Here is a 12,037-nt window from a genome sequence, read left to right as displayed (position 1 = left end):
GCGAAGGCATGGCGCTCCCGCCGCCCGAAGCGGCTCGCGCCTCGGATCAGGACCTGAAACGCCCTTCGAACGCGGCGCGTACCGCGTCGGCGATCTGACGCTGGATCGGGTCGGCGTCCGAACCGAACAGCCGCTCGTCCACCCCGTTCACGGCCTTCATCGCCTCCCGCATGAGGCTCGCCCCCTCGGGTGTGATCTCGATGGCCGAAGCGGACCCGGCGCGAGCGGTGTTGTCACGAACGAGCCCGGCCCCAGACAGCGCCTTAACCGCCGCATGAACGCTCTGGACGGTGATTCCGGACATTCGCGCCAAGTCACTGAACGACGCGCCGGGCACGCCGGAGATGTGTCCGAGCAGGCCGAACCTGCTCACCGTCAGCCCGAGCGGCGCGAGGGCGGCGCCGAGCTCGGACTCGATCCGATGCGCCAGCGTGAGCAGCACGATGGAGGGGCTGGTCTCCGGCGGACCTGGGCGGGCGTTCTCGATTGTCACCTTCCAAGTCTCCCGCACCGCCCCTCGGCTGCGGCAATGCCGGGACGCCCCGGATCGAGCCCGAACCCGACGCCGCCTCCCAGGGGTCCAGGCCACCAAAAGAGGCACCGGCCATGCTCGCCCCGGTCTTCCTGTCCGTCACCCGCGCCCAGCCGAGGAGCGAACACGCGGACAGCGACGGGACCTCGCAGGTGACGCTCCACGGCGGGAATCTCACAAGTCGGCCCCAACGACACCCCAAGTGCCCACAAGAGCATCCCAACTTCCCCCGAAAGCATTGATCACAAGCCAAGCGGGGCGTTCTGAATTACCGCAGTATCGGGGGGAAGACGACGTGGCGACAGTCGCCAACGGTGTGATCGGGGCACTGTCCGTTACGGCCTCGAAGGATGACAAGTCGACCCAGGGCGCCGGGGGGCGTGTCCTGATGATCGTCAACCGGGGTGCCGGGAGCGAGCGCCTGGAGGACGAGTTCACCGGCCGGGGCTGGCAGGTGCGGATGACCGGTGTACCGGCTGGTGACCTTGACGCGTGCATCGGGGGGATCACGGATTTCCTGGCGGCGCCGGACAGCCCGGATCGCGCTGTGCTACTTGGCTACGGTGCGGCCGGATCTGCGGCGATGGAGGTCGCGGATCGTCATCCGGAGCGTGTGGCCGCGGTGGTGGTCGTGGGCTCACCGAGTGATGGGAGTCCGGCATCCGGAGACTCCGCCCCGGATCTGCTCTGCCCGGTCCTGGTGCTCTCCACCGCCGCCCCGGAGACGGTGATCCCGGCGCTCGTTCCCTTCCTTACCGATCTGGACCGGCAGGCGGGCGAGGCGGGCGCTCACCTGAAGGCCCCGGCAAGGCTCCCGGTACTCACCCCGGCGATCTTCAACGATCCCGACGCGCTCCGGCAGTGGCGGGAGCTGGGGCCGATCCATCGGGTCAACGCGTCCGGCATGGCGACGTCCTGGCTGCTGACCGGGCACGAGGCGACCACCACGACCCTCGCCGGCCCGGGACTGACCGGGGACGCGGAGATCACGGCGGGGTTCCGGCTCCAGTCGGCCGATCCGGCTCTCGCGCATCAAGGCGAACTGGATCTGATCACGATCGAGGGGCAGGAGCACGCCCGGCTGCGTCGGCTGATCGAGCGGCACCTCACACCGCGACGGGTGGAGGCGCTGCGTCCGCGCATACAACGTGAGACCGACGCGCTGCTGGACGCGATCCCCGCCCACGAGGTGATCGACCTCCTCCCGACGTTCGCCTACCCCCTGCCGGTCGCCGTCCTGTGCGAGCTGTTCGGCGTGCCGGAGCAGGACCGGGGCTACATACACGAGTGGATCCTGGAAAGGCTTGTCTCCCCGCCTCCCAAGGCGCACAGCGACATCGACGACTACCTGCGCGCCCTGATCGCGGCCCGGAAGAACCGCCCCTCGGATGACCTGCTCGGCTGGGTCGTCGAAGCCGAGAGAGACGGACTGTCCGAAGAGGACCTCATCTCGGCGGCCAGGTTTCTGATGGTGAACGGGCATCGGGCGCCGACGACCGTGCTGGCGAGCGGTGTCGCCGCCCTGCTACGGCGCGGGCAGTGGAAGCGGCTCGTGGACGACCCCACGCTGATCGTCACCGCGGTCGAGGAACTGCTGCGACTCATCACACCGTTCCCCGTGGGCATCGCCCGTCACGTGACGGTCCCGATCGATGTGGAGGGCACGCCGATCCCGAAGGGCGACCTCCTCAGCGCGTCACTGGTGGCGGCCAACCGGGACCCGTCGTTCTTCACCGATCCGGACCTGCTGGACATCGAGCGGGCGAGCAACCCCCATCTCTCCTTCGGGCACGGCCACCATCACTGCCTGGGAGCGGAACTGGCCAGGGCCCAGACGCAGATCGCCATCGGCACGCTCGCACGGCGCTTCCCGGACATGGAGCTCGCCCGTGACTCCCAGAGTCTGCACTACCGGCAGAGCAGCGTGCGCTACCTCCTCGGACTGCCGGTCGTTCTCGAACCGGACCGTCCCCGGCGGCCGGCGACCGGCGTGTGATGTCAGAAAACACGATCTCGTGCGAATAGTTCCCCTCGCGCCTTCAGCATCCTGGAGTTCGACCAGATGAAAGAGACACTTCCCCAGCTTGTGACCTACTGCCAGGCCGATCCGGTGTTCTTCGAACCGGTCTGGCGTATACCGGACGACGACAACCGGTTCCCCACGGCGCGCCGACCCCTCCCCAGTGGGTGGCGCATCGGCGAGAGCGACCTGTGGGTCGTGCTGCTCCCGCCCGAGATCGCGCTTCCGGAGCAGGGATGGAAGATCCACGTCTCGGGAACCGACGCCGACGCCGGCACCGTCTGCGATCTCGTGGTGGACTTCTGCGTCAGCCGGAACATCGCCGTCAAGTTCCTCAGAAGCAAGATGGCGATGCGGCTGCTCAACAACAAGTACGCCGAGCGAGGCGGCAGCGGCAAGCTCATCACGCTGTACCCGGTCGACGAGGATCAGTTGAGCGAGGTGCTGCCGGCGCTGGCCGAGCTCCTGCGGGACTTCACCGGCCCGTACATCCTCAGCGACCTGCGGTATGAGGACTCACCGGTCTACGTGCGGTATGGCGCGTTCCAGCCGATGACCTACACGAAGTCGGACGGCAGCCCGGGGTACGCGATCCGCACACCCGACGGGCAACTGGTCCCGGACAAACGGGATCCGGCGTTCACCGTGCCGGAGTGGGTCTCCATCCCCGAGGTACTGCGCGAGTCGGTCGCGAAGCACGGTTCGGGAACCGAGGAGGAGTTCCCCTGGCAGATCGAAAAGGCACTGCACTTCTCCAACGGCGGCGGGGTGTACCTCGCCCGTGACGAAGCGTCCGGAGGGTACGTGGTGCTGGTGGAGGCCCGCCCGCACGCGGGCCTGGATGCGGGCGGTGTCGACGCGGTCACCAGGCTGGCACACGAGCGCGACATCCTGGAGCGGCTGAGCGGTCTCGACTGCGTACCCCGGCTGCTCGGTTACCGCACGATCTGGGAACACCACTTCCTGGTCGAGGAGTACATCGAGGGCAAGACCCTGCTGGACGAGATGTTCGAGCGCTATCCGCTGGCCAGTCCCGACCCGAGCGCCGAGACGCTGGCGGCGTACACCCGGTGGGCGACCGACATCCTGGCCAAGGTCGACCACGCGCTCATGTCCGTCCACGCGAGGGGGGTGCGATTCGCCGACCTGCACCCGGAGAACATCATCGTCCGCCCGGACGGGCGCGTCGCGCTGATCGACTTCGAGATCGCGTCCGACCTGACGGACCCGCAGATCCCGGGCCTCGCCGCGGCGGGATTCGCCGCGCCGAAGGAGCTCTCCGGCCGCGCCGCCGACGACTATGTCATGAACTGCCTGCGGCAGTGGATCTTCCTCCCCATCGCTCCCCTGCAGGACCGGGACCCGGTCAAGCTCATCAGCCTCACCGACGTCATCACCGAGCACTTCCCGGTGCCGCCGGCGTTCGGGACGCGTCTGGTCCGGCAGTTCAGCAAGGCCAAGGGGCCTCTCGGCGAGGACAGACCGGCCCAGATGTTCAGTGTCGAGAACCCCGACTGGCCGGCCATCCGCGACTCGCTCGTGGCGGGAATCACCGCGAGCGCGACGCCCGACCGCAAGGACCGGCTTTTCCCCGGAGATCCGCAGCAGTTCGCGACCGGCGGGTTCACCGTGGCCAACGGCGCCGCCGGCGTGCTCTGGGCGCTGCGACAGGTCGGCGCCGAGGTGCCGTCCGACTATGTGGACTGGCTCGTCACGGCCACCCGCCGGGCCTCCGACCCGCTCCCCGGCCTCCTGAACGGGTTGCACGGTGTGGCGGCGACGCTGGAGTCGCTCGGACGCCGCCGAGAGGCGGCACCTGAGCGGGGGGAATCGCCTCGGCCTGGGGATCGACTGTGTCGTGGTCAGCAGCAACTTCCACCAGCTCGAAGACTTCTGCACCGTCATCGCGCCCAGGTTCCCCCAGTTGGAGTCCATCGCGTTCGGGGTGGCGATACCGGAAGGGCTCGCCAGCCGTGAGGGGTTCGCACAGCACGAACTGCTCTCCGACTCCCAGGTCGAGCTGCTGGGAGGTCACGAGTACGGAGAACATCTGCGGTCCTTGGCGCCGTCGTCCGTGCACGTGGCCACGACCGACAACCTGGCCTTGCAGATGCACCCCGACCGTGTCCGCGGCGGAACGTTCTTCCCCGTCCTGCAGATCGAGCCGGACGGAGCCGCGCGGGCGATGGCCGCCTACGAGGGAACGGTCGGCAACGTGCTCACTGACCCCCCGGAGGAGCTGTGGCGACGAGCCGTCGAACGCTGGCACGACCCGTTCGTGGTCGAGACGCTCACCCCCGTGCGCACGATGAAGCAGTGGGCGGAGGCGACCCGGAAGATCGACTATCACTTCGGGTCCGAGGCCGACCGCACGCGCATCGACCGCCGACCGGAATTCGTGCCCACCGACTCCGGGGCGTCCCCTGCCCGGCGGTGAGACACGCCCGCCATGGCGATCTGAACGGGAGTTACGGTATGGCGCGTGACCGTTACCGTGTCGGCCCTCACATCCACGGCGCCGGTGCTGCTCTCGCTCGTCGTCACCTTCGCGCTTCTCCCGGCGTGGCGCCCAGTGCCGCCGGCGATTCCCGACACCGTCGCCGGCATGGCATTTCCGATCGCGGCCACGTTCCTCATCGCACACCGGCTGCGCCTGGTCACGGCGTGGCTCCCGCTCTGCTGGTTCGGCTCGTCAGGGCGGCGTAGTACGCCCTGAGCACGATGTCGCGGTTCGGCTCGCGGTACCGGCAGGTGACCACGGCGGTGCTGTGGGCCTTCGGCAAGCTCGCTGCAATCGAGGCCAAGCGACCCACAAGCGCGACCGGTCATGATCGGCGACCGACATCCCCCAGCCGTGCCCGGAAGGCACGACCATAGTCACGGAGTCACTCCTGTGCACTGGTTATTCAGTCGTGCCTCCGCTCAGCGGATCCGCACTTCCCCTGATCGCCGCGCTGGTCGGCTCCCTCACCACACCCTTACCCGGGCCGGCCGCGGCCGGCCCGGCGTCATCTCGGGACGCAAACCCAAGCCGGCGGCAAGGGGGTCCACAAGTCGGCGGCAAGTGACGACCGCCATCGTTCGATGCGCTGGAACAGCAGGCTGCGAAGACGCGCGGCCTCTTCTCCGGCCGCAGTGACTCCGCGCTGCTCGCTCAGGCAGGGGCGCGGAGTTCCCGGCCTTCCGCCCAAAAGCAGTGACAGGAACACCGCAATGAGCTTGAACCACGAAACCACGTCCTCGCCAGAGCCGATCGCCGTCGTGGGGATGGCTTGCCGGCTGCCCGGCGCCAACTCCCCGGAAGAACTGTGGGAGCTGCTGTGCCGCAGTGAGAACACGATCTCCGAGATCCCATCCGGCCGGTTCCCGGTCGAGGAGGTCTATCACCCCGTGTCCGGCGTACCGGGCAAGATCGCCTCCAAGTACGGCGGTTTCGTCTCCGGTATCGACGAGTTCGACGCCGAGTTCTTCGGAATCTCCCCCCGTGAGGCCGCGGCGATGGACCCCCAGCACCGCATGGTGATGGAGGTGGCCTGGGAGGCCTTCGAGGACGCCGGTCTCGTGCTGGAACGGATGCCGGAGCTGACCGGCGCGGTCTTCATGGGAGTGATCACCAGTGACTACTGGGACCGGCAGTCGGGGGTACTCGAAGAGCTCGACGTGCACACGGTCGCGGGAAGCACCCGGGGGGGGCAACGCCGGCCGCATCTCCCACGCCCTGAACCTCAAGGGGATGAGCGTGGCGCTCGACGCCGCCTGCTCCTCCTCACTGGTCGCCATCCAGCTCGCCGTCCAGTCACTCCGCACGGGGACGTGCGACCTCGCCTTCGCCGGCGGCGTCAACGCCATCCTCACCCCCGACCACGGTATTGGATTCTCCCAGGGCGCGATGATGGCCCTGGACGGCCAGTGCAAGGCGTTCGACGCCCGCGCCAACGGCTACGTCCGCAGCGAAGGTGCGGGCATCGTCGTGCTCAAGACCCTCTCTCGAGCGCTGGCCGACGGGGACAGGATCCACGCCCTGATCCGCGGGGCCGCCGCCAGCAACGACGGGCACTCGGACAGTTTCATGACCCCCCAGGTCCCTGGACAGCAGGCGGCCCTGAAAGCGGCCTACCGGGACGCCGGGGTGGACCCGGCGAGCGTCGCGTACGTGGAGGCCCACGGTACCGGCACCAGCGCCGGCGACCCGGTGGAGATCGCCGCACTGGACGGGGTACTCGGGCAGGGGCGGCCCGAGGACCGGCCGCTTCTCGTGGGCTCGGTGAAGACCAACCTCGGCCACACCGAGGGCGCCGCCGGTATCACCGGACTGATCAAAACCGTGCTGTGCGTGCGGCACGGGTGGCTCCCGGCCAGCCTCAACTTCACCTCGCCCAACCCCTCCATTCCCTGGAACGAGATCCGGGTGCGGGTGTGCGACCAGGGACAGCCCTGGCCACAGGTGGGCGGCCCCCGCAGGGCCGGGGTCAGCAGCTTCGGCATCACCGGCACGAATGTGCACATCGTCGTCGAGGAGCCGCCCTCCGCCTCGCGGCCGGACGAGTGGAACCGGCCGGAGGAGCGGCACGAGGACGGCGACCGCGCGGTGCTGCTGCCGATCTCGGCGCGTACCCCCTCCGCGCTCAGCGCGCTCGCCGCGCGCTACCGGGACCTGCTCCCCTTCTCGCTGCACCAGATCGCCGGCGCGGCGGGAGCACGGCGCAGCCACCACGACCAGCGGCTGGCGGTCGTCGCCGGCACGAGCGAGGAGGCCGCCGCCAGACTGGACGCTTTCGCCGCGAACGGCCACGCGGAGGGCGTGTACGTCGGCGAGGCCGATGACGTCCGCGATCCCGGCACCCCGCACCGGACGGCATGGGTGTTCCCGGGCCAGGGGGCGCAGTGGGCCGGCATGGGTCGCGACCTGCTCGACGAGGAGCCGGTCTTCGCCGCGGCGATCGCCGATTGTGAGAACGCCATGCGCCCCTACGTCGACTGGTCGTTGACCGCCGAGCTTAACGCCGCCCCGGATACCTCCCGCCTTGCCGAGATCGATGTGGCCCAGCCGACGATCTTCGCGGTGCAGGTCGCGCTCGCCCGCCTGTGGCGGTCGTGGGGGTTCGAACCGGACGCCGTGGTCGGGCACTCGATGGGAGAGGTGGCGGCCGCACACGTGGCCGGAATCCTCGATCTCGACGACGCCGCGCGGATCATCTGCGGCCGCAGCCGGCTCATCCGGGCCACCAGCGGACGGGGGGCGATGGCCGCGGTCGAGCTGTCGTCCGAACGCGCCCAGGAGCTGATCATGAAGCGGCGCGGAACCACGGTCCTGGCGGTGAGCAACTCCCCGGTCTCCTGCGTGCTCGCCGGCGAGCCCGAGGAGATCGACGCCATCCTCCGCGACCTTGACGCCGAAGGCGTCTTCGGGCGCCGTGTACAGGTGGACATCGCCTCGCACAGCCCGCAGATGGACCCCCTCCGCGAACCGCTCCTCGAACTGCTCGCCCCTCTGCGTCCCCGGTGGGGCGACGTCCCGCTGTGTTCCACGGTCACCGGCCGCCTCCTGGACGGGCCCGAGATGAACGCGGCGTACTGGGCGGACAACCTTCGCGAGCCGGTGCTGTTCGCGGACGCCGTCCAGCATCTGGTGGAGGCGGGGTTCGACACCTTCACGGAGTTCAGCCCCAACCCGCTGCTCGCCCGGGCCATCCAGCAGAACCTGCGCCACGCCGGCGAGGACGGGGTGGTCGTCACCGTGCTCGCCCGCGACACGCCCGGTCGCACCGCCCTTCTGGAAGCCGCGGCCGAGCTGTACGTCAAGGGGCGGACGATCGACTTCCCCCGGATGCAGCCCGACCGTGGACCCCACATCCCCCTGCCCTCCTACCCCTGGCAGCGCGAGCGTTACTGGAGGGAACCGGTCAGGCGGACCGGGGCCGTCGGGGACGGCGGCGGGCACCCGATCATCGGCACCGGCCTCACGCTGGCCCCCGCCGGCACCCTGGTGTGGGACTTCGACCTCGACGAGGAGCGGCTGCCCTACCTCAGCCACCACCGCGTCCATGAGATGCCCATGCTGTCCGGCACCGCCTACCACGAGCTCGCCCTGGCCGCCGGTGCGGAAGTGTACGGCGACCGCTCCTTCGCCCTGGAGGAGCTTCACCTGGAACGCGCCGTGTTCTTGACCTCCGGAACGCCCCAGCGCCTCCAGGCCCGCCTCGAGCCGGATGAGGACGACCAGGGCCGCCGCTGGACGTGTTACCTCGCCGAGATTACCGGCAGCGGGACGACCGAATGGACCCCGATCGCAACAGCCGTTCTACGTCCCGACAGTTCCGCTGGTGAGGCCCCCTGGAGGAGCAGTCCCGACCTGACCTGTTATCCGCAGACAGTCAACGTGGCGGAGCACTACGCCGCGCTGCGCCGTCGCGGCATCGAGCAGACCGGCCCCTTCCAGTCGATCGTCGCGCTCCACCGCACGCACACGGCGGTGGCCGCCGAACTGCGAGTCGATGTCGGCATCGCCGCCGACCTGCACCGCTACCTGTTTCATCCGGCGCTGCTCGACTCGGCCCTTCAACCGGTGATGGCCCTGCTCGACAGCACTCGGGCCGTACAGGACACTTACCTGCCGGTGCGCACCGGTCGTTGCCGCGTGCACGCACGCACACAAGCAGGCACTCGCCTGTGGTCGACCGCCGTGCGGACATCAGCCGTACAAGAGCCCGACCTGGTCGAATTCGACGTGCTGATCAGCGACGACGAGGGGCGCCTGCTCGCCTCCATCGACGGGTTCCAGATCAAGCGGCTGCGCGAGGAGCCTTCCGAGGTCGTCGAGCGAAAGGCCGGCCGTCTGCTGTACGGCGTCGAGTGGACGGAACTGGAGCCTCTCACCGACCCCGCACCCGAGCGGTCTCCCTGGCTGGTGGTGAGCGACTCCCCCCTCGGCGCCGAACTGTGCGCCTCGCTGGCGGCCGCCGGCGGCGAGGCGCTGCTGGTCCAGCCGGGTGCCGGCTACCAGAGGCTCGACCCTCAACGGTGCGTGCTCGACCTCGCCTCCACCGAGGACTGGACGATGCTCATCAAGGAGCAGGCGGAGAGCGGGGCGTGGCCCCCGAGAGCCGTCGTGCGCCTGTCCACCGCGCGCCCTGTCGAGGAGGTGACCGGACCGGACGCGCTGGAGCGCTCCTACGAGGTACTCGCGTTGGTCAAGGCGCTCACGAGTGATCAGCAGGTTGCTCCCCGGCTCTGGCTGGTCACCACCACCGCCCAGACTCCGGACGGTACCGGTGACGTCAACCCCGCGGAGACCGCCGTGTGGGGCATCGGCCGGGTGATCCCCTATGAGCATCCCGAACTGCGCTGCTCAATGATCGACCTTCCCGAGGACCCGGACTCCGGCATTCTCCGTGCCCTCTCAGCCGAGATCAGGAACGACGGGACCGAGACGGAGATCGCCCTGCGGGACGGTCGCAGATACACCACGCGGCTCCGCCGCCGACCGCTTGCCTCCGCGAGCCCGGTCCCCGTACGGCCGGATGGGACCTACCTGATCGCCGGCGGCTGCGGCGGGGTCGGGCTGCTCACCGCGGAGTGGCTCGTCAAGAACGGCGCGCGCCATCTCGTCCTGGTCAGCCGCAGCGGCGCTTCGGAGAGCGTGACGGACCGGATCGCCGCGATGCGGTCCGCCGGCGCGCAGGTGCGCATCACCACGGCGAACATAGCGTCCCGGGCAGCGGTGGCAGATCTCCTCGACGACATCGCCCGGCGCATGCCTCCCCTGCGAGGAGTCGTCAACTCCACCGTCGTCCTCGACGACGGGACGTTGGCACAGCTGGACCGTACCCGGTTCCTCGCTCCCATGCCTCCCAAGGTCCACGGGTCCTGGCACCTGCACGAACTCACCCGCCACCTGCCCCTCGACTTCTTTCTCCTCTACTCGTCCGCGGCTTCGGTGATCGGCTCGCCCGGGCAGGGCAACTATGCCGCGGCCAACGGCTACCAGGACGGGCTGGCCTGGCACCGGCGGGCCAACGGGCTCCCGGCCCTGACCGTCAACTGGGGACAGTGGTCCGCCACCGGACAGGTCGCCAAGGCGAGCAAGGACCTCCGGCTGAACGAGCGCGGCTTCGCCGGCTTCGCTCCCGCCGAGGGCCTGACCGTCCTCGGCCGCCTGCTCCCCTCCCCGCATGCCCAGGCGTCCGTCATGTCGTTCGACCCCACCGCCTGGACCCACTACTTCCCCACCCTGCGCACCTCGTCCCTCCTGCGGCACCTTCTGGAAGACGGTCCGGGGGGCGCCGCCCCCATGGCGGAGCTCGCACCGGCCACCCTTGCCGGTCTCGGCGACGAGCAGGCCGAACAGCTCATCACGGCGTACCTGTGCACGCAGGTCGCGGCCATCGTCCAGCTCCCCCGGGAGAAGGTCGACCCGGCGCAGCGCCCGCACCGCCTGGGCCTCGACTCCCTCATGACAGTTCAGCTGCGCAACCGGATCGCGGCCGACCTCGGCGTCACCCTGCCGGTGGCGGTCTTCCTGCAACGCCGCACGATCAGCGATCTCGCCACCGTCGCCCTCACCCACCTGAAGGAATCCGAAGCCGTTCCAAGCGACTCCGATCGCTTGACGGCAGGAGGCCCCGCGGTCACGAACTCCGGCGGACAGTAGAAATGACTCCGGGAGGAGACGGCGGTTGATCTGACATCACGTACCCCACCACATGACGGACTCCGCCTTGCCTGATGGATCTGGCGGAGTCCTCGTCCTGCTCGCCCGCCTGCTCAGGGCGGGCGAGCAGTCACCACTACTTGCCGTTACCTGCGAGTGTGCTTTGGGGAGCGCGCCCCCTGGGCAGCCCACACCTTACGACATGAGCGTTCTTCCTGGCGGAAGTCGTCACTTCACCGCCAATCGCCCCGCCTTACGGCCGGATCACACATCGGCTGCACGAGCGTTTGGCGTCTCCCCGCGACTCCGGGCGGTGTGATCGTGAGCACGATCGACTCTCCAGGAGAGTGACCCCCTGCCGGCTACGGCAAGGCATGACCGAGCCGTGCCGTCGTGACAGCACATGACGTCTTTTTCACTTCCGGTCGGGCGGGCACGAAGGCGTTGCCGAGAATGCCCGAGATCAACATTCCGCGATCTTTCCGTTACGCGCGGCGGTGATCGCGGTGAGAGGTGCCGTCGTGCCGCCCTGGGTGTGCGGTCGGCTTCCCCCTGCCACCGTCCGGCGCGTTGCGCGTTCCCCATCGACGATCCGCATGTGCACCGGCTCCGCACGGATGGCTTCTCATGGCCGCCGTCACCTGGGCGTACTCTCCGTGAGACCGGCGGTCACCATTGACGTCGCACCGATCAGTTCCGGCTCCGAAAATCGGCTTCGTGATCCACGACACATACCCCCTAAGATGCAGGTATCGGATTTCGGTGGATTCGGCATCACGCTACGAGGGGCGAGCTACGGCAGAGCAGGCAGTCACTATGCATCGGATGTCACAGA

Annotated in this window: 6 protein-coding genes and 1 pseudogene; 6 read left to right on the top strand and 1 reads right to left on the bottom strand. The window is 69.2% G+C overall.

Annotation, left to right across the window (positions count from 1 at the left end; genetic code table 11):
- Window positions 1–46 precede the first annotated feature (46 nt).
- A complete protein-coding gene (locus ACFQVD_RS06010) occupies window positions 47–493 on the bottom strand; it encodes a MarR family winged helix-turn-helix transcriptional regulator (RefSeq protein ID WP_343977918.1) in 447 nt (148 codons plus the stop codon).
- A gap of 334 nt (window positions 494–827) precedes the next feature.
- Here ACFQVD_RS06010 and ACFQVD_RS06005 point away from each other — a divergent pair, with 334 nt between their 5' ends.
- The 6 genes and pseudogenes from ACFQVD_RS06005 to ACFQVD_RS05980 all read left to right on the top strand — a co-directional run bounded on the left by ACFQVD_RS06005 (window position 828) and on the right by ACFQVD_RS05980 (window position 11,202).
- Window positions 828–2,528, top strand: coding sequence for a cytochrome P450 (locus ACFQVD_RS06005; protein WP_343977921.1), 1,701 nt, complete (start codon window positions 828–830; stop codon window positions 2,526–2,528).
- Between the two features lie 66 nt (window positions 2,529–2,594).
- Window positions 2,595–4,529, top strand: a complete 1,935-nt coding sequence (lanKC, locus tag ACFQVD_RS06000) for a class III lanthionine synthetase LanKC (protein ID WP_343977925.1) — start codon at window positions 2,595–2,597, stop codon at window positions 4,527–4,529.
- On the top strand, window positions 4,477–4,989 hold the full coding sequence (locus tag ACFQVD_RS05995; protein ID WP_343977928.1) for a hypothetical protein: 513 nt from the start codon (window positions 4,477–4,479) through the stop codon (window positions 4,987–4,989). Before lanKC ends, ACFQVD_RS05995 begins: the two co-directional genes overlap by 53 nt.
- Before the next feature lie 45 nt (window positions 4,990–5,034).
- A complete protein-coding gene (locus ACFQVD_RS05990; protein WP_343977931.1) occupies window positions 5,035–5,268 on the top strand; it encodes a hypothetical protein in 234 nt (77 codons plus the stop codon).
- A gap of 368 nt (window positions 5,269–5,636) precedes the next feature.
- A pseudogene (locus ACFQVD_RS05985) lies at window positions 5,637–6,134 on the top strand (beta-ketoacyl synthase N-terminal-like domain-containing protein); the annotation flags it as partial.
- 151 nt (window positions 6,135–6,285) lie between these two features.
- Window positions 6,286–11,202, top strand: coding sequence for a type I polyketide synthase (locus ACFQVD_RS05980; protein ID WP_386368414.1), 4,917 nt, complete (start codon window positions 6,286–6,288; stop codon window positions 11,200–11,202).
- The last annotated feature ends 835 nt before the right edge of the window (window positions 11,203–12,037 follow it).

It is taken from the genome of Streptosporangium amethystogenes subsp. fukuiense, assembly GCF_042665875.1.
GTDB classification, from domain to species: domain Bacteria; phylum Actinomycetota; class Actinomycetes; order Streptosporangiales; family Streptosporangiaceae; genus Streptosporangium; species Streptosporangium fukuiense.
This window is presented reverse-complemented; position numbering and strand designations above follow the sequence as displayed.